Origin of the sequence: Asticcacaulis sp., assembly GCF_027484505.1 — a bacterium.
Taxonomy (GTDB): domain Bacteria; phylum Pseudomonadota; class Alphaproteobacteria; order Caulobacterales; family Caulobacteraceae; genus Asticcacaulis.
Map to the genome: position 1 here is coordinate 1 of NZ_JAIXSV010000032.1, position 23,025 is coordinate 23,025.

Below are 23,025 nucleotides of genomic sequence, written 5' to 3' on the forward strand. Positions count from 1 at the left end.
CCTGAAGCCGGCTTATAGCGCTCCTTGCCGATGCGCGTGGTGAAGCGACGCAGCGGCTCCTCCTTGTCCATGCCGATGACGCTGTCGTAATCGGCGCAGGCCCCGGCATCGGTCTGATAGGCGGTGCCGCCGGGGAGGATCTGCGCATCGGCTGTCGGCACGTGGGTGTGCGTGCCCACCACCAGTGAAGCGCGCCCGTCGCAGAAATGCCCCATGGCCATTTTCTCAGACGTCGCTTCGGCGTGGATATCTACCACCACCGCATCGGCCACGAGGCCCAGCGGCGCACTTTCCAGCGCCTTATCGACCGCCGCAAACGGGTCGTCCATCGACGCCATATGCACCAGACCCAGCGCGTTCATCACCAGAATCCGCTTGCCCGACGCCGTTTCAAACAGATTAACCCCCCGCCCCGGCACATCGGCCAGAGGTGGGTAGTTGAGCGGGCGGATCAGGCGCGGCTCACGCACAATATAGGTCAGAGCCTCTTTTTGGTCCCAGGAATGGTTGCCGAGCGTCAGGCAGTCCGCCCCCGCCTCAAACAACTGATTGGCGGTGTTTTCCGACACGCCAAAACCAGAAGCGGCGTTTTCGGCATTGACGATAACGAATTCGAGGTCAAGCGCCCGGCGCACAAAGGGCAGATGTTCAGAAACGGCGTCGCGGCCGGCGCGGCCGACCACATCACCGAAAAAAGCAAAACGCATCAGGTGTTCTTTCTAATCTCGACGACACCCTGTTCGGTGAGGACGGCATCGAGACGCTGATCGTGGGATTCGGTGGGCACGCAGGCGACCGCCTGAGCGGAAAAGGCCACGCCCCACACTTGCAATGGATTTTCATTACTCTGATTTACCGAGCGAAGATAGTCCAAAGCGCGGTCGTAAAAGCCGCCGCCATAACCCAGTCGCCCGCCTTCGCGATCAAAGGCCAGAAGCGGTGCCAGAATGAGATCGGGGAACACCTCCGGCGCGTCGGGACGCGGCTGCTGTGTACCAAACGGGCCTGCCTCCAGAGACGCGTCGAGGGTACAGGTGCGGAAGATCATGCGCCCCTCCGCTTCGATGCTGGGCAAGGCCAGAGCGTAGCCGCACGCCTGAAAGTGCCGCATCAGAGGTCGGGGGTCGATCTCATCCTTTATCGGGTGAAACCCGGCCACGACCGACGCCTTGGGCCACACCCCGCGTGCAACAAAGGCCTCGGCCAGCCATTCGCCCGCATCCGGCGATGCGGCGGCCAGGGCGGTCCGGCGGGCCTTCATCTCTTTGCGCAAGGCGGGTTTGGCGTCTGACATGCCCTTTTAAGGCCATGCCAGACCCTAAAAAGCAAGAGCCCCCTCCGGAGGGAACCAAAGGGGGCAAAAGGTTACTCTTCGTCGTTTTTCTTCTTCGAATCGAACGGGAAGGCCCCGGTCGGGTGAGCGTCGCCCTTTGGTTTGACCAGAATGGACAGGATCATGGTCAGGACCAGTATCGACGCCGTGGCAGTGAGTGACCACACAATCGGTATCTTATAGACGTCGATCAGAAGCATCTTGGTACCGACAAAGACCAGAACCAGCGCCAGACCATAGGGCAGCAGATGGAACTTTTCGTGCATCCCGGCCAGCAGGAAATACATGGCGCGCAGGCCCAGAATAGCGAAGACGTTGGAGGTTAGGACGATAAACGGATCGGTGGTGATGGCGAAGATGGCCGGGATCGAGTCCACCGCGAACACCACGTCGATAATACCGATCAGGATGACCACGATCAGCAGCGGCGTGGCGATGCGCTTGCCATCAATACGGGTAAAGAACTTCTCACCGTCGTAATGGGGCGAGATGGTGAAGGTCTTGCGCACCCATTTCAGGGCCGGATTGCTTTCCAGATCAGGCTCCTGACCGGCAGCCAGCCACATTTTGAAGCCCGTGAACACCAGAAACGCGCCAAAAACGTAGAGCACCCAGTGAAACTGCGCCACCAGCCATGCCCCCACCACGATCATACCTGCGCGCAGGACCAGCGCCATCAGAATGCCGATCATCAGCACGCGCTTCTGATACTCCGCCGGCACGGCGAAATAGGTGAACAGCATCAGGAAGACGAAGATATTATCAACCGCCAGCGCCTTTTCGACCAGGTAACCGGTGGTGAATTCGAGCGCCTTGGTATTGGCCAGAGCCTTGGCGGCGGCATCGCCCGAAAGCCCACCCATTTCCCACCACATAATGCCGAGGAAAATAAAGGAGGTGGCGACCCAGATCAGCGACCAGATGGCCGCTTCTTTCATCGAGACCTTGTGGGCCCCTTGTTTGTTCAGAGCAAAAAAATCGATAAACAGCGCGACAACAACAAAGGCCGCGAACGTCCCCCACATCAGGGGCGTTGCAATGGTTTCCATTGGTGAGACTCAATCTCTAAGGGTTGGCTAGGACAGGTCGGTCAGACCCGCCCTCAGTCTCGCCATTCCGCCGAAACGGTGTCTGATGCCGGAGCTAGGCTCGTGTTGACGACATCAAACGATCACACGCGGCGATCTGGCTACTCCCTGAGGATAACCGCCTTATTCCAGACGAAGGCGGTGACTGTCAAGTTGGGATTGTAACGATTGCGCGGTTTAATGAAAGACGGTCAAAACCTCGCTACCCCATAGGGGTGGCGGCGCCCTGAGAAACTTAGAGAATGTGGCTTCGCCACCCCGGAGGGGTGGCGGCGCCACGGGAACCGTTGCGAAGCGTTTAAATCCACTCAGACCTGACGTATCAGGTGGGAGCCATATGATAGGGACCACGGTCCCAGTCAGGGACAGCTCCCGTTCTAAGAGATTAAGGTCAGAAGGATTAGGTGTTCGCTGACGTGAGCCGCAGCACGACCCGCCGTCAAACAATCTAGGCGCAACGCCGCTCCCTTACAAGGGGGACGACCACAGGCTTTTGTAAATCCCTCATAAAGCGGCGATTTGTCCTGAGCCATTCCAAAAAAGACATCGATGTCATAAAAACTGACTTCACAGACATTCGATCCCGGCTTATGAAATTGCCCAACCACAAAACCATTCCAGGGACACCGATCATGCGCCATTTTAAGCTCAGCCTGCTGGCGACCGCCGCCCTTGGCTTCGCCTTCGCCTCCACCGCACCCGCCTATGCTCAGGCCCCGGCCGCAGCCGCAGAGGCCCCCAAGGCCACGCCATGGACCGACACCCGGCTGGATACCGACACCCGGACGGAACTGCTGCTTAAGGAAATGACGCAGGACGAGAAGCTGAAACTCGTCTTCGGTCATTTCGCCACCGCCGCCGACTGGCTCAATGCGCGCGGCGATATTGCCGGGCTGAACTGGAAGCCGCCAGTCGAAAGCCACCACCAATCCGCCGGCTTTGTCTTTGGTGTGCCGCGTCTGGGCATCCCGAACCAGTGGCAAACCGACGCGGGCGTCGGCGTCGCCTCTCAGGTAGGTGATAAGCCGCGTCTGCGCACGGCCTTGCCATCGGGCATGGCCACAGCGGCGACCTGGGACCGCGATCTGGCCTTCAAGGGCGGGGCGATGATCGGCCGCGAAGCGCGCCTGTCGGGCTTTAATGTGCAACTGGCCGGCGGGGTTAACCTGATGCGTGAACCGCGCAATGGCCGCAACTTCGAATATGGCGGCGAAGACCCGCTGCTGGCCGGTATCATCGTCGGTGAGCAGATCCGCGGCATCCAGTCGAACCACATCATTTCGACGGTCAAGCACTACGCCTATAATGCGCAGGAAACCAATCGCTTCACCGCCTCGTCAAACATTTCGGACAAGGCCGGGCGTGAATCCGACCTTCTGGCGTTTCAGTTTGCCATCGAAACCGGCAATCCGGCCTCGGTGATGTGCGCCTATAACCGCGTCAACAATGTCTATGCCTGCGAAAGCGACTACCTGCTGAACGAAGTCCTCAAAAAAGACTGGGGCTACAAGGGCTATGTAATGTCGGACTGGGGCGCGACCCATTCGACCATCCCGGCCGCCAATGCCGGTCTCGATCAGCAGTCGGGCTATCCGTTCGACAAGAGCAACTACTTCGCCGGGCCGCTGAAAGAAGCGATCGAAAACGGCTTTGTGAAGCAAGAGCGTCTTGATGATATGGCGCGCCGCATCCTGTGGGGCCTGTTCTCGACCGGTGCCTTTGACAAGCCCGTGCCGGTGGCCGAAGATCAGATCGACTTCAAGGCACACGCCGCCGTCACACAGGCCGATGCCGAAGGCGGCATTGTGCTGCTGAAAAACACCGGCTTGCTGCCGCTGGCGACCACCGCCAAAAAGATCGTCGTCATCGGCGGCTATGCGGATAAGGGCGTCATCTCCGGTGGCGGCTCGTCGCAGGTCTATGGTCAGGGAGGTAATCCGGTCAAGGATCTGGGCCTTGGCCCCAAGGCCTTCCCCGGCCCCCTCACCTACTATCCGGACTCGCCGGTCGAAGCGCTGAAAGCCCGCAGCAAGGCTGAGGTCGTCTATCATGACGGCAAGGACGTCAAGGCGGCGGTGAAGGCGGCCAAAGGCGCGGACGTGGTCATCGTGTTCGGCACCCAGTGGACGGGCGAATCGCTTGATGCCGAACTGAAGCTCGATGAAAACGCCGACGCCCTGATCGACGCGGTGGCCAAGGCCAATAAAAAGACCGTCGTCGTGCTGCAAACGGGCGGGCCGGTCTTCATGCCGTGGCTGTCCAAGGTCGGGGCGGTGGTTGAAGCCTGGTATCCCGGCACCAAGGGCGGCACGGCCATTGCGCGCGTGCTGACCGGTGAAATCTCGCCGTCGGGACGCCTGCCGGTGACCTTTGCCGCCTCGCTCGATCAGTTGCCGCGTCCAAAGCTGGACGGTGACCCCAAGAGCGAGACCATCCGCACCCAGGTCAATTACGACATCGAAGGCGCGGCCATCGGCTATAAGTGGTTCGACAAGAAGGGCCTGAAACCCCTGTTCGCCTTCGGCCACGGCCTGACCTATTCGACCTTCGGCTACAACGACCTGAAAACCTCGACGGCGGGCGATAAGCTGAGCGTCAGCTTCACCGTAACCAATACGGGCAAGGTCGCCGCTTCGGACGTACCGCAGGTCTATGTTTCGGCCCCCGCCTCGGCCGGCTGGGAAGCGCCAAAGCGCCTCGGCGGCTGGGACAAGGTGGCGCTGAAACCCGGCGAGTCGAAAACGGTAACGGTGACGGTTGATCCGCGCCTGCTGGCCAGCTTCGACAGCGCGTCAAAGACGTGGAACGTCGCCGCCGGTGCTTACGAGGTGATCCTCGCCCGCTCGGCCACCGATGCCGTCAGCAAGACCACGGTCACGCTGAACGCGCAAAAGTACGATGTGAGAGGCAAATAGGATGGGAGCGGCAGAGGACGATCGCCTTGAGGTTCTGCCTATCCTGCCCAGCCTGTCACTGAGCGAAACCCAGAGCTTCTACAGCGAATTTCTGGGTTTCGATGCCACCGTGTTTGAGGATCACAACTATCTGATCCTCAGACGCGATGCCTTCGGTTCACCAATCGAACTGCACTTCTGGCTGACGGATCGCCGCGACCTGTGCGAACAGAGCGCGGTCTATATTCGCGGGGGCGGAATAGACAGGCTGCACGAAGAGTTCCGGCAAAAGGGACTTTTGCACCTGTCGCCAATTCTGCCGAGGCCGTGGGGCATGACGGAATTTTACATCCATGACCCGCACGGTAACTTGCTTAAATTCGGTCGCGTGAGCGACGAAGGCCGCGCCTAAACTTCGCCGACCAGCTTTTCCAGCCGTTCCGCGGCGTCCGAAATGGCAAAGGCCGCCTTGCGTTCGATCTCGAAGGCCCCGGCCGACATGCGCGCCTGCGCCGACTGCGCCTCTTCGAGTTGAGCGCGCAGTTCTTCCATCTCATCGACCAGCAGCAGCGACGCCATCAGGAACAGGCGCACCTCGCCGATCGCCCCGACATCGGATACCACCATTTCCACGTGGTCGTTAAAGACGCGCGCCAGTTCCTGAACGCGCGCTTCCTGACCGTCGGCGCAGCCCACCGTATAGGGCTTGTTATTGACCTTGACCGTAACCTCAGCCATCAGGCGGCCTGCTCGTTGAGAAGTTGACGGATATCTTTGGCCGCGACGCCCAGCGCCTCAAACGCCTCCGAAGCGGCCACTTCCAGCGCCTTTTCGCGAGCCTTGAGGGCACCGATTTCGTCCTGAAGGCGACGAGCCTCTGCCGCCGCCTCTGCGCTGGACGAATCGCCGCCCAGATCAACACTGTGATCGACGCTGCGACCTTGCAGATCGCGGATACGGGTTTCAAGCGCATTGAGCGCGCTGTCCAGACGCTCGACCGCCGCTGTCAGGCTGGCGCCCGCGACCGGAGAAAGCTGAGCCGTGTTCTGAGCATTTTCCATGGGTTGACTGTACTTCCTAAAGGGCTGCTTCACAAGTCATGCAGCCTGAAAGGCGAAAATTAGCCCCGTACACCCCTGCGGAACCAAATTCCTAAAACTCGAATATGGCCATTCTCCGGCATATGGGCTAAAGGACCGCGCAACCTCACCCCCCCTTCGCGTTCATCTGTTGAGATTGCCATGTCCCTGCCGCCGATCCCTGGCCTCCCCGCTGCCAAGCCGTCCCCGACCGTGATGGCGGATGCGATTCGCGTCCTGTCGATGGAAGCGGTGCACCGCGCCAGGTCCGGCCACCAGGGAATGCCCATGGGCATGGCCGATGTGGCGACCGTACTCTGGACGAAGTTTCTCAAATACGATCCGAAAAAGCCCGACTGGGCCGACCGCGACCGCTTCGTGCTGTCGGCGGGTCACGGCTCGATGCTGATCTATTCACTGCTGCACCTGACGGGTTTCAAGTCGGTGTCGATGGACGACATCAAAAACTTCCGTCAGTGGGGCTCGACCACCGCCGGCCACCCGGAATACGGCCACACGGCCGGCGTTGAATGCACCACCGGCCCGCTGGGTCAGGGGCTGGCGACCGCCGTGGGCATGGCCATGGCCGAACGCCACCTCAATGCGCGCTTTGGCGATGAGATCGTCGATCACCGCACCTGGGTTATCGCCGGTGACGGCTGCCTGATGGAAGGCGTGTCGCACGAAGCCATCTCTCTGGCCGGGCGTCTGAAACTCAACAAGCTGATCGTGCTGTGGGACGACAACAACGTCACCATCGACGGCGTGGCGACCATTGCCGAAACCGGCGATCAACTGGCGCGCTTTAAGGCAGCGGGCTGGGCCGTGAAGGCCGTCGATGGCCACGACCATTCAAAGATCGCGGCGGCCATGCGCTGGGCCACGCAGCAGTCGAAGCCGGTCCTTCTGGCCTGCAAAACGCTGATTTCCAAGGGCGCGGGCCCCAAGGAGGGCGACCCCCATTCGCACGGCTACACCCTTCTTGATGACGGTATCGCCGCGGCGCGTGAGGCCATGGGCTGGACTGCCGAGGCCTTCACCGTTCCGGCCGAAATCAAGAAAGCGTGGGAGGCCGCCGGTCGTAAGGCCGCGCGTCCGCGCAAGGCGTGGGAAGGGGCCCTGAAGGCGCATCCGCAGCGCGAAGCCTTTGAACGCGCCATGACCGGCGACCTGCCCGCCAATGCGTTCGACGCCCTCGATGCCCACATCGAAAAGCAACTTGAGCTGAAGGCGGGCGATGCGACGCGCTCAGCGTCCGGGGCGGCTCTGGCGCAGCTTGTGCCGCATATCGACGAAATGATCGGCGGCTCGGCCGACCTGACCGGCTCGAACAACACGCTGGTCAAGGGCATGACCGCCTTCGACGCCCCGGCCTATGACGGTCGCTACGTGCACTACGGCATCCGCGAATTCGGCATGTCGGCGGCGCTGAACGGTATGGCGCTGCACGGCGGCATCATCCCCTATTCGGGCACCTTCTTTGTCTTCTCCGACTATTCGCGCCCGGCCATCCGTCTGGCGGCCCTGATGGGGATTCGCGTCATCAATGTCCTGACGCACGACTCGATCGGCGTCGGCGAAGACGGCCCGACGCACCAGCCGGTCGAACATCTGGCCAGCTTCCGCGCCATGCCGAACCTGCTGACCTTCCGTCCGGCGGATATTGTCGAGGCGGCGGAATGCTGGAAGGCGGCGCTGCTGGAGCGCAAAACGCCGTCCCTGATGGTGCTGTCGCGTCAGAAGGTCCCGGCGGTGCGCCATCAGGGCGGCAACCTGTCGGCCAAAGGTGCCTATGAGCTGAAAGCCGCGTCGGCTCCGGCTAAGGTGTCGATCTTCTCATCGGGCACCGAAGTCTCAGTCGCCGTGGCGGCGGCTGAGGCGCTCGAAGCGCAAGGCATCCCGACCCGCGTCGTTTCGACGCCGTGCTGGGCGCTGTTTGATCGTCAACCGGCCAAATATCAGGCCGAAGTCATCGGCTCAGCACCCGTTAATGTCGCCATCGAAGCGGCGGTGTCGCTGGGCTGGGAACGCTTTATTGGTCAGGACGGTATCTTCGTCGGTATGAACGGCTTCGGCGCATCGGCCCCGCAGGACGTGCTGTACAAGCAGTTCGGCATCACCAAGGAGGCCGTGATCGAAAAAGTGACGACGAAACTGGCGACCAAGGCGGGTTAATCCTGCCTTCAGGTGCAAACCTAGAGCGGAATGATTTCTACTGGAATCATTCCGCTCAAGCCGCCATTGAGGCGGCGGCCAAGGTGGCGAAGCCACCGCCCGGCGAGGGGCTAAACAAAAATCTGGATCATTATGATTTCTGTTAGAAACATAATGATCTAGCGGGCGCGGGCTTCGGTCCGCGCCTTTTGCATAGATCAAAAGGCCACAGAAACCGATTGCACCGGTCAAAGCCGCGTGATCGGCCCTTTGGTGTTTGACGCGCCGTCCCTATACCTGTACGGTCTTACGCATCGACTTTTGAACTGCGACTTTCTACTGCGGCCCCGGCCGTATCTGCGAACTTCCTTTCATAGATCGACGACTACCACGCTGCCTTTGAAAGGAATTCATCATGAGCACAGGTACGGTTAAGTGGTTCAACGGAACCAAGGGTTATGGCTTCATTCAGCCGGACGACGGTGGCAACGACGTGTTCGTTCACATCTCGGCCGTTGAGCGTTCGGGCCTGCGCGGCCTCAACGAAGGCCAGAAGGTCACCTTCGAACTGGCCCGCGACAAGCGTTCGGGCAAGATGTCGGCTGAAAACCTTCAGGTCGCCTAAGCCTTTTCAGCTTTTGCTGAATGAAAAAGCCGCTCCATCCGGGGCGGCTTTTTTGCATTTGTGCGGCGGCTGTGCCAAAAGCCCCCGATGCAAGACCCTGTACTCGATACCCTGCTCCGCCCGTTCGATGATGGCCTGATCGACTGGCCCGCCACCTCGGCCCTTTTCCTGCGCGCCCGCTATGGTGCGGCTTTGAGCGGTGTGGACCGCACGCGCCTGATCTGCGAGCAGAGCTTTAAACCCGAACACGACCGGCTGAAGCAGGCGGGCTTCACCCTGCGCGAAGCCGCCGACATGGGGCGTTATCCGCTGGTGATCGTTCTGCCGCCGCGTCAGCGCGAAGAATACCGCGCCCTTCTGGCCCGTGCCGTCGAAAGCGCCGAACCGGGTGGCATCGTGCTGGCCTGTGTCTCCAATCTCGAAGGGGCGAAGACGGTCGAAAGCGACCTGAAAGCCCTGTGCGGGAATGTCGCCTCGCTGTCGAAGAACAAGTGCCGCGCCTTCTGGGCCACCACCGACGCCATCAACGCCGATCAGTTAGCGCAGTGGCGGACGCTGGATGCAGCGCGCCCGATCCTTGACGGGCGTTTCCAAAGCCGTCCCGGCCTGTTCGCCTGGGACCGCATTGATGCGGGGTCTGAGCGACTTGTGGCGCACCTGCCGACCTTAAACGGACGCGGGGCCGATCTGGGCGGCGGCTACGGCTATCTGAGTGATGAGGTGCTGCGCCGCCATCCGGAGGTGCGCCTCGACCTCTATGAAGCCGAACAGCGGGCGGTCGAGTTGGCCGAACTCAATCTCAAAGCCTATGGCGAACGGATCGCCTGCCGCTGGCACGACGTGACCAAGGGCATCGACGGCCCCTATGACTTTATCGTCTCCAATCCGCCGTTTCATGCCGGACGCGCCGATCAGCCGGAACTGGGGCAGGCCTTTATCCGCAGTGCCGCCGCCGCACTGAAACCCGGCGGCAGCCTGTATATGGTCGCTAACCGCCACCTGCCCTACGAGGCCGGACTGAAAGCGGCCTTCAAGAGCGTCAGCCTGCTGCACGAAGACCGCGACTATAAGGTCTATCGGGGGATTAAATGAGGCTGATCAAACTTCTGGCTAATCTTGGCTACGGGTCGCGCAAGGAGGTGCAGAAATATATCCGCATGGGTATCGTCACCGATGCCGAGGGCAATGCCCTGAAAGACGATGCCAAAACTGCCCATGAGGACATCCGCTTCAATGAACGCCCGCTCGATCCGGCACACGGCGTGGTGCTGATGCTCAACAAGCCGACCGGCTATGTCTGTTCGCTGAAAGACACGGGCAAGCTGGTCTATGAATTGCTGCCGCACCGTTTCAGCGAGCGTAAGCCCGTCCTGTCCACCGTCGGACGGCTGGACTCGGAGACGTCAGGCCTGCTGCTGTTTACCGATGACGGCGACTATCTGCACCGCATTATCTCGCCCAAAAACCACGTCGCCAAAATCTATGAGGTGACACTGGCCCGGCCGCTGGAAGGCCCTGAGGCGGCGATCTTTGCCTCCGGTGAGCTGATGCTGGAGTCGGAAAAGACACCACTCAAACCGGCGGCAATGGAACAAACGGGCGAAAAGACCGCGCGCCTGACCCTCTATGAAGGGCGTTATCATCAGGTGCGGCGCATGTTCGCCGCCGTCGGCAACCATGTCGAAGCCCTGCACCGCGCGCAGATGGGTGACCTGACGCTGGGCGATTTGCGGCCCGGAAAATGGCGCCTTCTAACGCCTGCCGAACGCGACGGACTGGTGCAAGGTTAAAAAAACGGTCTCAGAGGGGGCCCCCAGACCGTTTTTAAAAAGCCTACTTCTTCTGTGGCCCGCATGCGCCATGATGGAACCTCAGGACGTCGCCTTTGGGGCCCTTGCCGTCCGGACTCTGTGGCGGTTTGGGCAGGGCCAAACGCTCATCCGCGTCGATAAAGCCGTTTTTATTGCTATCGGCGGCATCGAAACGCGCTTTCAGGGGGGCCGAAACCTCCGCCCACGACAGCTTGCCATCCTGGTCGCTGTCCAGCGTCTCCAGCCGGGGCGGCCCCATCGGCGGGCCTTTGGCATCAGGGCCGTCTTTACCTTCCGGGGCACAGTGCGGCGGCCGGAAGGCCTCGAACTCGGCCTTGCTGATCTGGCCATCCTTATTGCTGTCCATCGCCTCAAAAACAGGCGGTGGGGGTGGCAGGGCCGCCTTGTCCTCGGCCCATACGGGCAGGTTCGCGACGATCAGGGCGCTGCCGACAACAAGGCCGGACAGGAACAGGCGATTACGTGTCATGGGGTGTCTCCCAACATCTGGAGACCTCAGAATGCACGCTCGAAATGTCCTCAGAATTTCAGTGTTGGTTGAAATTTGTCCAAAATGTGTCTTGGTGTGTCCGGGGCGACATTCTGCGACCCAGATGTCGCGTCATAAGTCACGCCTGTTCCTGATTACATGTAAGATATCTCATGACGCCCGACACCGCCGCCAGCCCCAATCGCCCGCACATCCTCGTCGTCGATGACGATTTCGACCTCCGCGAATTGATTTCGGGCTTCCTCAGCCAGAACGGTTTCGAGGTCCACACCGCCGCCAGCGGGCGTGAGATGGACAAGGTGCTGCAACGCGGCGATATCGGTCTGGTCGTGCTCGATTATATGATGCCGGGCGAGGACGGCCTGTCGATCTGCAAGCGCCTGAACCAGAAGGGCGGCCCACCGGTGATTATGCTGTCGGCCAAGGGCGAGGAGATCGACCGCATAGTGGGTCTTGAGTTGGGGGCCGATGACTATCTGGCCAAACCCTTCCACCCGCGCGAACTGCTGGCGCGCATCCGGGCGGTGATGCGGCGCGGCGACGGCCGTGGTCAGGGTGAAAAATCACCGCTGACAACCTTTTTCGGCTGGACGCTCGACAATATCAAACGCACGCTTCAACGTCCCGACGGTGTGCAGGTGGCGTTGTCCAATGCCGAATTTGAACTGCTGCGCGTGTTTCTGGAACGCCCTGGCCGCGCCCTCACTCGTGATCAGATCCTTGATCATCTGCATGGGCCCAACAGCGACAATTTCGACCGCGCGATTGATGTGCAGATTTCCCGCCTGCGCCGCAAGCTGAACGATGAGGCGAACGATGGCGAGGAAATCATACGCACCATTCGCGGCATCGGCTATATGTTTCGTCCTCTAAAATAAGCATCCCCCGCCGTGCCCCTGCCCCCCCTGCCGCGATACCTGACCCGCCTGCCCATCTTCACGCAGGTCATGGGCCTGTGTGTCTTCGTGCTGATCATCTCTATCCTGATCAATATTGCGCTGGTGGTGCTGATGCCGCCGCCCAAACCCTCAGGCTACACGCTGAACGAGGCGGCCAGGGCGCTCAGCGAGGGGCAGGTCAAACTGCGCAATGGCCGCATGCTCAAAACCGAAACCCTCGGCACCCCACCCGCCTTTATCCGCGAAAAGCCGGCGCATCCTTTTGGTGAAAACGGCTTTGAACGGCTGATGCGCCAGAGGCTGGCGCAATCCCTCAAGGTGCCGGAAAACCGCGTGTTTATCGACGGCCGCCCGGACTTTCGCCGCAACCGCTTCGGCCCGGACCGCATGGTCTTTCGCCTGCCGGATCAGGGGGAGCGAGGTCCCGGCTTTCAGGGCGTGTTTGTCGAGCGCGCCGGTCGCCCCAATATGGGGCATCCGTCTGCCCCGCCACCGGGTGCAACCCCGGACGGCGCCACCCTGCACCGGATGCGCGAGGCCTTTCTAATCAACAGCCTGCCGACCGGTTTCAATGAGCAGATCACCTTCCCCGCCTTCCGCGCGGCGCTTCAGTTGCCGGACGGGCGCTACCGCAGCCTGATCCCACCGCGACAGTTCCCAGAACCGTGGCAGGTCAGTCTGTTGCTGGGCTTCCTGCTGACCGCGGCCCTGATTGCCCCTCTGGCCTGGCTCTTATCGCGCCGCCTGACCCAACCGATCGCGGCCTTGGCCGAAGGGGCCGCTAAGCTCGAATTCGACCGCGCCGCCGAACCGCTGAAAGAAAGCGGGCCGGCGGAGGTGCGCCGGGCGACGCAGGTGCTGAACGCCATGCAGGTGCGTATCCGTCAGCACGTCGAAAGCCGCACCGCCGTCATTGCCGCCATCGCCCACGATCTGAAAACCCCGCTGGCGAGGCTGCGGCTGCGTATCGAAACCCTCCCCGCCAAAGAGCGCGACAAGATCGCTCAGGACATCGCCCATATGGACAGCCTGATCCGCTCGGCCATGACCTTTGCTTCGGCGGACAAGATGGCGCAGAACGTGGTGCGCCTCGATCTGAGCGCTTTGGCCGAAAGTCTGGCCGAGGACATGGCGGAGTTGCATAATGTGGAGACGGGTCCGATAGAACCGGGCCTGACCGTCATGGCCGACAGCATCGCCATGAAGCGCATTCTGTGCAACCTGTTTGAAAACGCTCACCGTTATGCAGGCGGTTCGCGCCTCAGCGTGCAGCGTGACGGCGATCAGGTGATAGTGACCCTAAGTGACAACGGCCCCGGTGTGCCAGAAGAGGCGCTGGAGGCGGTGTTTGAGCCCTTCCACCGGCTGGAAACCTCGCGCAACCGCGACACCGGCGGAGCCGGGCTGGGGCTCAGCGTTGCCCGCGCGCTGGCCGAAGCGCATCAGGGCACCTTAACCCTGCGAAATCGCTTCACCGACGGTCGCGTCGAAGGGCTGGACGCCCTGCTGACCCTGCCGTTAGCCTGACAGCATCGCCCAAACCCAGCCTGTTACCTTGCGAAACAAGGCGTGCACCGGGTAGCGCTACCACGTGCCGCATGATGGCATTTTGCGCTTGACTTGGCGAAACTTAGGGACAAAACCAAGGTCGCAAAAACATGGATTTGCCGCCGGTTTCGACGGCCCTGAGCACAAGGGATGTGACAATGACTTTACGTGTGGCGATTAACGGATTTGGTCGTATTGGCCGTCTGGTTCTGCGTTCGATCATCGAGAACAACCGTACCGACATCGAAGTGGTGTCGATCAACGATCTCGGCCCGGTCGAAACCAACGCCCACCTGCTGCGTTACGACTCCGTGCATGGCAAGTTCCCGGCCGAAGTGAAGGTCGAAGGCGACAGCCTGATCATCACCGCCAATGGCAAGACCTACGCCCCGATCAAGGTGACGGCGATCAAGAACCCGGCCGAGCTGCCGCACGCGGCGCTCAAGGTCGATATTGCCATGGAATGCACCGGCATCTTCACCTCGAAGGAAAAGGCCTCGGCCCACCTCGAAGCCGGTGCCAAGAAGGTCATCATCTCAGCTCCCGGCGACAATGCCGACAAGACCATCGTCTATGGCGTCAACCACGACACCCTGACCGCCGAAGACACCGTCATCTCCAACGCCTCGTGCACCACCAACTGCCTGTCGCCGGTGGCCAAGGTCCTGTCGGACCTGTGCGGCATCGAACGCGGCTATATGACGACCATCCACTCCTATACGGGTGATCAGCCGACGCTCGACACCATGCACAAGGACCTCTACCGCGCCCGCGCGGCGGCGCTCAGCATGATCCCGACCTCGACCGGGGCCGCCAAGGCCGTGGGCCTCGTCCTGCCGCACCTGAAGGGTAAGCTGGACGGCTCGTCGATCCGCGTGCCGACCCCGAACGTCTCGGTGGTGGACCTCAAGATCGTGCCGTCGCGCCCGGTCACGGTCGAAGAGGTCAATGCCGCCATCATCGCCGCCGCCGACGGCCCGATGAAGGGTATCCTCGCCTATACCGATGAGCCGCTGGTCTCGTCGGACTTCAACCACAACCCGGCCTCCTCGACCTTCGCGCTCAAACAGACGCAGGTCATCGACGGTCAGTTCGTGCGCATCCTGACCTGGTACGACAATGAATGGGGCTTCTCGACCCGCATGTCGGACACCGCCGTCGCGCTGGGCAAGTTCCTGTAATATTAGTAACCCCGCCGGAGCACTCCGGCGGGGTTTTACACTCTAAGCACCTCCCCTGATTTCAGCAGAGGCTAACTGCGTAAATTGCTGAGAAATGGTGGTGAGGGTTAAAGCGGAAATGAAATTGCCTTTGGCTTTAGAACCATCAAAATCGAACACCTTACTAGGACTGTCAACTGTAGCCATTTCACTGTTGATAGGGGGCATTTTGCCCTATTTCGCGATTATTTTTAACGCAATGGTTTTCAGTTTTAAAAGTAACCCTGACACCGCTGGGGCGGCCATTCTTATTCATTATGGCTTGCTCATCGCGCAAATTTTCCTTCTAGTGTTTTATATAGAAAAGAAAATCACACCACCGCATAGCGTGGTCAATACTTGGCTACCGCTCATTCTGTTTTCTATGGTTCACATTTTTCTTACAATTTCATGCGCTCTGTTACGCTCTGGAATTCTATACGCATTCTACAATTAAGCTGACTTCAGGACGAACCGAATGACCTTCAAAACCCTCGACGATGTAACCGACCTCCACGGCAAGACCGCGCTGGTGCGCGTCGATTTTAACGTGCCGGTCGAGGACGGCCAGATCACCGACGATACCCGTTTGCGGGTCGCTTTACCGACCATTGAAAAGCTGCAAAAGCTGGGAGCCAAGGTCGCCCTTCTGGCGCACTTTGACCGCCCCAAGGGCAAGGTCGTCCCCGAGATGTCGCTGAAATTCGTCGCCCCGGCCCTGTCGGCCTTGCTGGGCACCACGGTGGCCTTCGCCAGCGATTGCGTTGGGCCCGATGCGACCGAGGTCTTAAAGCGCATGCCCCAGGGCGGCGTAGCCCTGCTGGAAAACGTGCGGTTCCATGCGGGCGAAGAAACAAATGACCCCGAATTTGCTGTTCAACTGGCCGCACTGGGCGATATATACGTCAACGACGCCTTTTCCGCCGCCCACCGCGCCCACGCCTCGACCGAAGGCGTCGCGCACTTGCTTCCGGCCTATGCCGGCGAATCCATGCGCCGCGAACTGGACGCGCTGAACGCCGCTCTGGGTGCGCCAGTGCGCCCGACCATCGGCATTGTCGGCGGTTCCAAGGTGTCCACCAAGCTCGACCTGCTGAAAAATCTGGTCGGTAAGCTCGATGCGCTGGCCATCGGTGGCGGCATGGCCAACACCTTCCTCTATGCCCAAGGGCACGAAGTCGGCGATTCGCTTTGCGAAAAAGACCTGAAGGACACGGCGCTGGAAATCCTCAAAGAAGCCGAGGCCAAAGGCTGCCGCATCCTGCTGCCGCTCGATGTCGTCGTGGCGCAGGAATTCAAGGCGCACGCGGCCAACCGCACGGTCGATCTCGGAGCAGTGCTGAGCGCCGACGACAAGATTTTCGACGCGGGCCCCAGGACGGTCGCGCAACTGAAAGACGTCATCGCCAATTCCAAAACCCTGATCTGGAACGGACCTTTGGGCGTGTTTGAACTGCCGCCTTTTGACGCCGCCACCGTCGCAGCGGCGAAATTTGCAGCCGAGCAAACCCAATCGGGTAAGCTGGTCGCCGTGGCCGGTGGCGGCGATACCGTCGCCGCGCTCAACCACGCCGGCGTCGTGCAGGACATGACCTTTGTGTCCACGGCGGGCGGTGCCTTCCTCGAATGGATGGAAGGCAAGGACTTGCCGGGCGTCTCGGCACTCGGTTAAGTGACAATCCTATCGCTCTGGCGTCAGGGAGCCAGAGCGGCTAATATTTAAGAGAATTTTTTCAGACGTCGCGGTCTGAGACCGGAAACCGGCCGGTCCGCGGAGTCCCCATAGAGCATATGAAAGAGGGAAATTTATCATGGCTCGTATCAGTCTGCGCCAGCTTCTCGACCACGCGGCCGAGAACGATTACGGCGTACCGGCCTTTAATATCAACAATATGGAACAGGGTCTGGCCGTCATGGACGCCGCCCGCAAGGCCGAAAGCCCGGTCATTATTCAGGCGTCGCGCGGCGCGCGCAACTACGCGCATGACACCATGCTGACCAAGATGATCGACGCTCTGGTCGAAATCTATCCGGAACTGCCGATCGTCATGCACCAGGATCACGGCAATTCGCCGGCGACCTGCGCCACGGCCATTCAGAACGGCTTTACCTCGGTGATGATGGACGGCTCGCTGATGGCCGACGCCAAGACTCCCGCCGACTATGAGTACAATGTCAATGTGACCAAAACCGTCGTCGATTTCGCTCATGCCTGCGGCGTGTCGGTCGAAGGCGAACTGGGCGTGTTGGGCTCGCTGGAAACCGGCATGGGCGAAGCCGAAGACGGCCACGGGGCCGAGGGCGTGCTCGACCATTCGCAACTGCTGACCGACCCGGATCAGGCCGTTGATTTTGTTGCCAAAACGAATGTCGATGCGCTGGCCATTGCGATGGGCACCTCGCACGGCGCCTACAAGTTCTCGCGCAAGCCCGATGGCGAAGTGCTGGCCATGCACGTCATCGCCGAAATCCACAAGCGCCTGCCCAACACCCACCTTGTCATGCACGGCTCGTCCTCGGTGCCGCAGGAGCTTCAGGACCTGATCAACGCCTATGGCGGTGAAATGCCGCAAACCTACGGCGTGCCGGTCGAAGAACTGCAAAAGGCCATCAAGATCGGCGTGCGCAAGATCAATATCGACACCGATTGCCGCATGGCCATCACCGGTACGATCCGCAAATATCTCATCGAAAACCCGGCGGGCTTTGATCCGCGCTCGTACCTGAAACCCGCCAAGGAAGCCATGCAGCAGGTCTGCTATGAGCGCTTCGTGCAGTTCGGAACGGCGGGCAACGCCTCGAAGATCAAGGCCAAGCCTTTGTCGAGCATGGCGAAATATTATCTCGCGTAAGACAGATCATACCCCTCTGGCTTACCGGAGAGGCAAAAGAATCGAAAAGCGCAGGCCCTTCGCCTGCGCTTTTTTTGTTTGCAAAATTTTTGAAGCCCCCTCTTGAAGCGGCCCCAACCCTCCCCAAATCCATAGACGTAAGACGCCGACACCGGGTCTTTCTGGACCGCTTCATCGCCCGTTTCGGGGATGCGCAAGAGATCCAACCAACAACCCAAGACAGCTCTACGCCGCTGTCGATCTCGCTTTGGATAAGGAGACTTTCATGCGTACTCAAATCGACTTTTCCCCGCTGTACCGCAGCGCCGTGGGCTTTGACCGTCTGGTCAGCCTGCTCGATTCCGCCGCGCGCACCGACACCGCGCCGGGCTGGCCGCCGTACAATATCGAACGCATCGCCACTGGCACCGACGGGGATGGCGACGCCTACCGTATCGAAATCGCCGTCGCCGGCTTCCGCCCTGATCAACTGAATATCGAGGTCAAGGAAAACGTCCTGACCGTCACCGGCAAGAAGGACGCCGAAGACGGATCGCGCACCTTCCTGCATCGCGGTCTGGCCGAACGCAGCTTTGAGCGCCGCTTCCAGCTGGCCGATCATATCCGCGTCACCGAGGCCGAACTGGCCAACGGGCTTCTGACCCTCAATCTGGTGGTCGAAATCCCGGAAGCCAAGAAGCCGAAGCAGATCGCCATCAAGACCACCGGCAACACCCCGCAGGCGCTGGAAGCCGTCGAGTAAACCTGTCGCGTGACCTTTTGCTCCGCGGGATGCGTATTATACCCACGGAGCGCGTACTGACCGGATTGCGTCTCCCTCCTCTCTGGCGGGAGACGCGGCCCCCCCCCCTCTCCCTCTCCGAAACTTCGCCGGAAGCGCCCCCCTCGCTTCCGGTTTTTTATTTCACGGGGGAGGCGGTGGTGCCGCAAAGCGCTCCAGATAGGCCAACGCCTTGGGCATCGCATCGTGCAAGAACTGATCCGGTTGCCGCAGCCAAAGCCCGTCATAAGTTCTCGATTTTGTCTCAGAGATCAGGACGTCTTCAGGTAGCTCAATCAGTGAGGCTTCCCAACCCGCCCATCTCTGCTGCGCCCGTCTCGACGTATGCCTCAGATATGTTTGCCGGTTTACATATCCATGATAGTCGAAAACCCAGTCGCCCCCATCCACGAAGATATGATTACCGGTATACCCCTCCGCAGGTTTGATCCAGACCGCTTTGGCTCCGGGCACTTGCCATCGCGTCAGAAAGGCATGGGCGAGGATATGACAGGCACCGCACGCAAAGAAGACACGGTCGGGTAAAGCCCATCGCGTGACGGGATCGCTCTTACGATAACCGGGCGTTCGCGGCTGGTACACGCCTATGCCGTCTCGGCCTGACGGGCCTCATAGGCCCGGTACATAGCGTCTTCCTGCTCGCGCCATTGTTTCAGCAGAACCATGCGCCGCGTCGGATAGCGCTCATCGGCAACACTCAGGTTACGGATGCGGTCCGAACGAAAATGCCGGAAATCCTGCCGCAATTCGCACCAACCGACCAGCAGCCGCGCCCGCTCGTAAAAGCCCAGCGCCACGGGCCAGACGATACGCGCCGTCGCCGCCTCCTTTACATCGCTATAGTCCATGATCAGCTTGCGCTCGGATTTCAGCGCCTGACGGATCATTTTGAGGTAACGGTCTTCAAACTCCGTCACCTCGGCGTCCTTCCACGGCGGCGGCACCATCAGGCCGGTGGTTTGCAGGCTGTCGCGCATATCGTCGGGCAGGACGGCATTGATTTTGGCCAGCGCATTGACCGCCGCGGCCGAAATGGCCTTGTCCGTGCGCCCGGCCACCCATTTGACCCCCAGCGCAATAGCTTCGATCTCATCGTGCGACAGCATCAGCGGCGGAAGCATGAAACCGGGCCGCAGCAGGAAGCCCACCCCGGCCTCGGCCTCGATATCGGCCCCCTGCGCGCGCAGGGCATCGACGTCCCGATAGAGGGTGCGCAACGACACGTTCAGCTCCTGCGCCAGACAGTCACCGGTTACCGGATAGCGGTGTCGGCGCAAAATCTGTAGCAAATTCAAAAGCCGGGCGGCGCGCGACATATCCCTTCCCCTGCGTCAGTCCACTTACGGACATATCGCAAACAAAGGAACAAAGCAAAAACAAAATCTACAAAGTCGCCAAAGCCTGTTCAATATCGGCGATCAGATCATCTGGGTCTTCGAGGCCGACATAGAGGCGTACATAGCTGCCTTCCAGCGGCGCATGGTCTTCGGGGGTCAGCTTGTGGCGGCCGATAAATTGCGGCTCGCAATTGACGGCGAGGCTCTCATAGCCGCCCCACGAAAAGCCCAACCCGAACAGTTTGAGCGCATTCAGAAACCGCTGCGAGGCCGGTTCGCCATCGCCTTTGAGCACCACCAGAAACAGGCCGTTGGGCGCGCTGAAATCCCGGCGGAAGACATCGCTGCCCGGATGGCTGTCCAGCCACGGATGGACCACACGGATCACTTCGGGGCGGGTGGCGAGCCATTGCGCCACCTTCAGCCCCCCGTCACCCGACTGCTTGAGACGCAGGTGCAGGGTGCGCAGACCGCGCAGGGCCAGATAGGATTCGTCGGCCGATGTAAAGAAACCCCAGGCCTTGATGGCATCGTAAATCGCCTTGGCCAGAGCCGGATCATTGACGGCCACCGACCCGATCAGCACGTCGGAATGGCCGCCGACATATTTGGTCAGGGCCTGCATGGACATATCGACCCCGTGCGCCAGCGGCTTGAACAACACGCCCGCCCCATAGGTATTGTCGCAGAAGGTCAGGATGCCACGCGCCTTGGCGGCCTGCGCAATGGCCGGGATGTCCTGAATTTCAAAGGTCAGCGAGCCGGGGCTTTCGAGGTAGATCAGTTTGGTCTTTTCGGTAGCCAGCGCCATCACTTCTTCCGGCGTGGCCGATGGCGCATACCAGGTGACATCGACGCCAAAGCGCGCCAGTTGCGTATCGAGGAATCGGCGCACGGGGCGATAGGCCGAATTGACCGCCAGCACGTGATCACCGGCCTTTAACACCGCAAAGATGGGCAGGGTCTGCGCCGCCAGACCGCTGGGCAGGATAAAGGCCTCTTCCGCCCCCTCCAGTTCCGCCAGCAGGCGACACAGTTCGCGCTGCGTCGAAAGGCCCTCGGTGCCATAGGTCGGCTTGATATCGTCGCGGTACAAAACCTCGGCGCTTTCCATCAGCACGGTCGATCCGCGCTCAACGCCTGTATTGACGGCGCGGCGGCTGCGAGGCTTATCCAGAACCGGAGAGATGACGCGGGTGGTTTCACGCATGGGAGGGAGCCTTTCGTATACGATGACTGCTCTGCCGCTGAATGCCGTCAGGCGCAAGTGAAGATTGACCGGATCGCAGATTAGAACGACTAATCCGACCCGGTAAAAATCGTCGCCTGACCAATTGTCATGGATTTGGCATATGCTGCGTCATGAGGTAGGCTGTCGCGGCATAAAAAGACGCGCGCGAAATTCCTACCAAATTGCATTCGTAACCGGCCTTTTCCGTACAGGAGACCGACCATGACCCGATCTGTTGCTCTTTCCCGCCGCTGGCTGCTCAAAGGCGCCGCCGCGACTGGCCTCACGGGTTCGGCCCTGTCTCTGGCGGCCTGCGGTCAGACCGGTGAGACTGCGGCCAAAACCCTGCTCAATGTCTCTTATGACCCGACGCGTGAGCTTTATGTCGCCTACAACAAGCTTTTCGCCACCAAGGTGAAGACGCCGGTAACGGTCAATCAGAGCCATGGCGGCTCCGGCAAGCAGACGACCGCGGTCATCGAAGGGCTCGATGCCGACATCGTGTCTCTGGCGCTGGCCCACGATATCGACGCCATTGCCGAAAAGGGCCTGATCAACGCCGACTGGGCCAAACGTCTACCGCACAATTCGACCCCCTACTATTCGACCATCGTGTTTCTGGTGCGCAAGGGCAACCCCAAGGGCATCAAGGACTGGGGCGATCTGATCAAGCCCGGTATCGGCGTCATCACCCCTAACCCCAAGACCTCAGGCGGGGCGCGCTGGAACTATCTGGCCGCCTACGGTTGGGCGAAAACCAATGGTCAGGACCCCGCCGCCTATATCGAAGCCCTCTATCGCAACGTACCGGTGCTTGATACCGGGGCGCGCGGCTCGACCACGACCTTCGTACAGCGCGGTCAGGGCGACGTCCTGCTGGCCTGGGAAAACGAGGCTTTGCTGGCACTGAAGGACAGCGGGGCCAAGGACTTCGAGATCGTCTATCCGTCCCTGTCGATTCGCGCCGAGCCGCCGGTCGCCGTGGTGGACAAAAATGTCGATAAGAAGGGCACGCGCGCACTGGCCGAAGCCTATGTGAAAGGCCTGTTTGACGAAGACGCGCAAAAGTTGGTCGCCGAAAACTTCTACCGTCCGGTTAATGAGACCGTCGCCGCGCAATTCACGCAGACGTTCCCGCAACTGCGTCTGTTGTCCGTAGACAACGACTTCGGCGGCTGGAAAAAGGCCCATGCCGATTTCTTTGCGGCGGGCGCGGCCTTTGATGCGCTGCAAGTCAAGCTGAACAAGTAAGTCCAAGGCCTTAATGACCATCAACGCCACCCCCACGCCGGGCGCTGTTCCGCTGGCCACCGAAGGCTACAAGCCGCCCAAGGCGACGCATAAGGCGCGCGTCCTGCCGGGCTTTGGCCTGTCGCTGGGCATCACCCTGACCTATCTGTCGCTGATCGTCGTGCTGCCGCTGGCTGCGCTTCTGGCGCGCCCGTGGGAGCACGGGATCGACGGCGTATGGGCAACCATCAGCGACCCGCGCGTACTGGCTTCGCTGCGACTGACCTTCACCACCTCGCTTCTGGCGGCGCTGGTCAATCTGTTTGCCGGGCTGATCGTGGCATGGGTGCTGACGCGCTATGACTTTCCGGGCAAGGGACTGGTCGATGCGCTGGTCGATCTGCCGTTTGCCCTGCCCACCGCCGTGGCCGGGGTGTCGCTCTGTTCGATGTA

21 protein-coding genes, 1 other RNA gene and 1 pseudogene are annotated in these 23,025 nt (G+C 60.7%); 14 read left to right on the forward strand and 9 right to left on the reverse strand.

Features of this window, described 5'->3' with window-relative positions:
- The 4 genes from Q0072_RS01720 to ssrS all read right to left on the reverse strand — a co-directional run.
- Positions 1 to 707, reverse strand: a 707-nt coding sequence (locus tag Q0072_RS01720) for a TIGR00282 family metallophosphoesterase (protein ID WP_298324838.1), incomplete at its 3' end; no start/stop codon positions are given.
- Entirely contained in the window at positions 707 to 1,294 is a 588-nt protein-coding gene (locus Q0072_RS01725; protein WP_298324839.1) for a 5-formyltetrahydrofolate cyclo-ligase, read from the reverse strand. The genes Q0072_RS01720 and Q0072_RS01725, both read right to left, overlap by 1 nt.
- Positions 1,295 to 1,365: 71 nt before the next feature.
- A complete protein-coding gene (locus Q0072_RS01730; protein WP_298324840.1) occupies positions 1,366 to 2,382 on the reverse strand; it encodes a TerC family protein in 1,017 nt (338 codons plus the stop codon).
- Positions 2,383 to 2,689: 307 nt separating this feature from the next.
- Positions 2,690 to 2,854, reverse strand: a non-coding RNA gene (gene ssrS, locus Q0072_RS01735) — 6S RNA.
- Between the two features lie 199 nt (positions 2,855 to 3,053).
- On the opposite strand from ssrS, the gene Q0072_RS01740 reads away from it, so the two are divergent.
- Together Q0072_RS01740 and Q0072_RS01745 are read left to right on the forward strand one after the other, a co-directional pair.
- Positions 3,054 to 5,336 (forward strand): glycoside hydrolase family 3 protein, encoded by a 2,283-nt coding sequence (locus tag Q0072_RS01740; RefSeq protein ID WP_298324841.1) that lies wholly within the window; start codon positions 3,054 to 3,056, stop codon positions 5,334 to 5,336.
- 1 nt (position 5,337) lies between these two features.
- Positions 5,338 to 5,727 carry a glyoxalase superfamily protein gene (locus tag Q0072_RS01745; protein ID WP_298324842.1) on the forward strand — a complete coding sequence of 130 codons (390 nt, stop codon included), beginning with the start codon at positions 5,338 to 5,340 and terminating at the stop codon, positions 5,725 to 5,727.
- Here Q0072_RS01745 and zapA read toward each other — a convergent pair.
- Together zapA and Q0072_RS01755 are read right to left on the reverse strand one after the other, a co-directional pair.
- Positions 5,724 to 6,053: a cell division protein ZapA gene (gene zapA / locus Q0072_RS01750; protein ID WP_013479138.1), complete on the reverse strand. Its 330-nt coding sequence runs from the start codon at positions 6,051 to 6,053 to the stop codon at positions 5,724 to 5,726. The genes Q0072_RS01745 and zapA overlap by 4 nt on opposite strands.
- Positions 6,053 to 6,376: a hypothetical protein gene (locus Q0072_RS01755; protein WP_298324843.1), complete on the reverse strand. Its 324-nt coding sequence runs from the start codon at positions 6,374 to 6,376 to the stop codon at positions 6,053 to 6,055. The genes zapA and Q0072_RS01755 overlap by 1 nt, the downstream gene beginning before the upstream one ends.
- A 234-nt stretch (positions 6,377 to 6,610) precedes the next feature.
- On the opposite strand from Q0072_RS01755, the gene tkt reads away from it, so the two are divergent.
- The 4 genes from tkt (at position 6,611) to Q0072_RS01775 (ending at position 10,963) form a co-directional block, all read left to right on the forward strand.
- A complete protein-coding gene (gene tkt, locus Q0072_RS01760; protein ID WP_298324873.1) occupies positions 6,611 to 8,569 on the forward strand; it encodes a transketolase in 1,959 nt (652 codons plus the stop codon).
- Positions 8,570 to 8,963: 394 nt separating this feature from the next.
- Entirely contained in the window at positions 8,964 to 9,173 is a 210-nt protein-coding gene (locus Q0072_RS01765; RefSeq protein WP_013479141.1) for a cold-shock protein, read from the forward strand.
- Positions 9,174 to 9,260: 87 nt separating this feature from the next.
- The gene (locus Q0072_RS01770; RefSeq protein ID WP_298324845.1) at positions 9,261 to 10,265 is read left to right on the forward strand and encodes a class I SAM-dependent methyltransferase; all 1,005 of its coding nucleotides are present in this window, start codon (positions 9,261 to 9,263) and stop codon (positions 10,263 to 10,265) included.
- Positions 10,262 to 10,963, forward strand: coding sequence for a pseudouridine synthase (locus Q0072_RS01775; RefSeq protein ID WP_298324847.1), 702 nt, complete (start codon positions 10,262 to 10,264; stop codon positions 10,961 to 10,963). The genes Q0072_RS01770 and Q0072_RS01775 overlap by 4 nt, the downstream gene beginning before the upstream one ends.
- Positions 10,964 to 11,006: 43 nt before the next feature.
- Here the strand turns inward: Q0072_RS01775 and Q0072_RS01780 are convergent, their stop codons facing one another.
- The gene (locus tag Q0072_RS01780; RefSeq protein ID WP_298324848.1) at positions 11,007 to 11,474 is read right to left on the reverse strand and encodes a hypothetical protein; all 468 of its coding nucleotides are present in this window, start codon (positions 11,472 to 11,474) and stop codon (positions 11,007 to 11,009) included.
- A gap of 173 nt (positions 11,475 to 11,647) precedes the next feature.
- On the opposite strand from Q0072_RS01780, the gene Q0072_RS01785 reads away from it, so the two are divergent.
- The 6 genes from Q0072_RS01785 (at position 11,648) to Q0072_RS01810 (ending at position 18,735) form a co-directional block, all read left to right on the forward strand.
- Positions 11,648 to 12,373 (forward strand): response regulator transcription factor, encoded by a 726-nt coding sequence (locus tag Q0072_RS01785; RefSeq protein ID WP_298324850.1) that lies wholly within the window; start codon positions 11,648 to 11,650, stop codon positions 12,371 to 12,373.
- Between the two features lie 12 nt (positions 12,374 to 12,385).
- Positions 12,386 to 13,921 (forward strand): ATP-binding protein, encoded by a 1,536-nt coding sequence (locus tag Q0072_RS01790; RefSeq protein WP_298324852.1) that lies wholly within the window; start codon positions 12,386 to 12,388, stop codon positions 13,919 to 13,921.
- Between the two features lie 179 nt (positions 13,922 to 14,100).
- The gene (gene gap, locus Q0072_RS01795; protein ID WP_126420528.1) at positions 14,101 to 15,123 is read left to right on the forward strand and encodes a type I glyceraldehyde-3-phosphate dehydrogenase; all 1,023 of its coding nucleotides are present in this window, start codon (positions 14,101 to 14,103) and stop codon (positions 15,121 to 15,123) included.
- Between the two features lie 496 nt (positions 15,124 to 15,619).
- Positions 15,620 to 16,813 (forward strand): phosphoglycerate kinase, encoded by a 1,194-nt coding sequence (locus Q0072_RS01800; RefSeq protein ID WP_298324855.1) that lies wholly within the window; start codon positions 15,620 to 15,622, stop codon positions 16,811 to 16,813.
- Positions 16,814 to 16,952: 139 nt separating this feature from the next.
- Entirely contained in the window at positions 16,953 to 17,993 is a 1,041-nt protein-coding gene (gene fba / locus Q0072_RS01805; RefSeq protein ID WP_298324857.1) for a class II fructose-bisphosphate aldolase, read from the forward strand.
- Positions 17,994 to 18,258: 265 nt separating this feature from the next.
- Positions 18,259 to 18,735 (forward strand): Hsp20 family protein, encoded by a 477-nt coding sequence (locus tag Q0072_RS01810; RefSeq protein ID WP_298324860.1) that lies wholly within the window; start codon positions 18,259 to 18,261, stop codon positions 18,733 to 18,735.
- 623 nt (positions 18,736 to 19,358) lie between these two features.
- On the opposite strand, the gene Q0072_RS01815 is transcribed toward Q0072_RS01810, so the two are convergent.
- Positions 19,359 to 20,090: a YafY family protein gene (locus Q0072_RS01815; RefSeq protein ID WP_298324863.1), complete on the reverse strand. Its 732-nt coding sequence runs from the start codon at positions 20,088 to 20,090 to the stop codon at positions 19,359 to 19,361.
- Between the two features lie 67 nt (positions 20,091 to 20,157).
- Positions 20,158 to 21,321, reverse strand: a complete 1,164-nt coding sequence (gene metC / locus Q0072_RS01820) for a cystathionine beta-lyase (protein ID WP_298324866.1) — start codon at positions 21,319 to 21,321, stop codon at positions 20,158 to 20,160.
- A gap of 243 nt (positions 21,322 to 21,564) precedes the next feature.
- Between metC and Q0072_RS01825 the strand changes: the two genes are divergently transcribed.
- Positions 21,565 to 22,593 carry a sulfate ABC transporter substrate-binding protein gene (locus tag Q0072_RS01825; protein ID WP_298324869.1) on the forward strand — a complete coding sequence of 343 codons (1,029 nt, stop codon included), beginning with the start codon at positions 21,565 to 21,567 and terminating at the stop codon, positions 22,591 to 22,593.
- A 13-nt stretch (positions 22,594 to 22,606) separates the two neighbouring features.
- Positions 22,607 to 23,025: pseudogene (locus Q0072_RS01830) on the forward strand (molybdate ABC transporter permease subunit); the annotation flags it as partial.

What these genes read in the sequence shown, in the direction of transcription:
- Q0072_RS01725 (WP_298324839.1), bottom strand. Translation starts at nt 1,294, where the DNA reads ATGTCAGACGCCAAACCCGCCTTGCGCAAAGAGATGAAGGCCCGCCGG.
- Q0072_RS01730 (WP_298324840.1), bottom strand. Translation starts at nt 2,382, where the DNA reads ATGGAAACCATTGCAACGCCCCTGATGTGGGGGACGTTCGCGGCCTTT.
- Q0072_RS01740 (WP_298324841.1), top strand. Translation starts at nt 3,054, where the DNA reads ATGCGCCATTTTAAGCTCAGCCTGCTGGCGACCGCCGCCCTTGGCTTC.
- Q0072_RS01745 (WP_298324842.1), top strand. Translation starts at nt 5,338, where the DNA reads ATGGGAGCGGCAGAGGACGATCGCCTTGAGGTTCTGCCTATCCTGCCC.
- zapA (WP_013479138.1), bottom strand. Translation starts at nt 6,053, where the DNA reads ATGGCTGAGGTTACGGTCAAGGTCAATAACAAGCCCTATACGGTGGGC.
- Q0072_RS01755 (WP_298324843.1), bottom strand. Translation starts at nt 6,376, where the DNA reads ATGGAAAATGCTCAGAACACGGCTCAGCTTTCTCCGGTCGCGGGCGCC.
- tkt (WP_298324873.1), top strand. Translation starts at nt 6,611, where the DNA reads ATGGCGGATGCGATTCGCGTCCTGTCGATGGAAGCGGTGCACCGCGCC.
- Q0072_RS01765 (WP_013479141.1), top strand. Translation starts at nt 8,964, where the DNA reads ATGAGCACAGGTACGGTTAAGTGGTTCAACGGAACCAAGGGTTATGGC.
- Q0072_RS01770 (WP_298324845.1), top strand. Translation starts at nt 9,261, where the DNA reads ATGCAAGACCCTGTACTCGATACCCTGCTCCGCCCGTTCGATGATGGC.
- Q0072_RS01775 (WP_298324847.1), top strand. Translation starts at nt 10,262, where the DNA reads ATGAGGCTGATCAAACTTCTGGCTAATCTTGGCTACGGGTCGCGCAAG.
- Q0072_RS01780 (WP_298324848.1), bottom strand. Translation starts at nt 11,474, where the DNA reads ATGACACGTAATCGCCTGTTCCTGTCCGGCCTTGTTGTCGGCAGCGCC.
- Q0072_RS01785 (WP_298324850.1), top strand. Translation starts at nt 11,648, where the DNA reads ATGACGCCCGACACCGCCGCCAGCCCCAATCGCCCGCACATCCTCGTC.
- gap (WP_126420528.1), top strand. Translation starts at nt 14,101, where the DNA reads ATGACTTTACGTGTGGCGATTAACGGATTTGGTCGTATTGGCCGTCTG.
- Q0072_RS01800 (WP_298324855.1), top strand. Translation starts at nt 15,620, where the DNA reads ATGACCTTCAAAACCCTCGACGATGTAACCGACCTCCACGGCAAGACC.
- fba (WP_298324857.1), top strand. Translation starts at nt 16,953, where the DNA reads ATGGCTCGTATCAGTCTGCGCCAGCTTCTCGACCACGCGGCCGAGAAC.
- Q0072_RS01810 (WP_298324860.1), top strand. Translation starts at nt 18,259, where the DNA reads ATGCGTACTCAAATCGACTTTTCCCCGCTGTACCGCAGCGCCGTGGGC.
- Q0072_RS01815 (WP_298324863.1), bottom strand. Translation starts at nt 20,090, where the DNA reads ATGTCGCGCGCCGCCCGGCTTTTGAATTTGCTACAGATTTTGCGCCGA.
- metC (WP_298324866.1), bottom strand. Translation starts at nt 21,321, where the DNA reads ATGCGTGAAACCACCCGCGTCATCTCTCCGGTTCTGGATAAGCCTCGC.
- Q0072_RS01825 (WP_298324869.1), top strand. Translation starts at nt 21,565, where the DNA reads ATGACCCGATCTGTTGCTCTTTCCCGCCGCTGGCTGCTCAAAGGCGCC.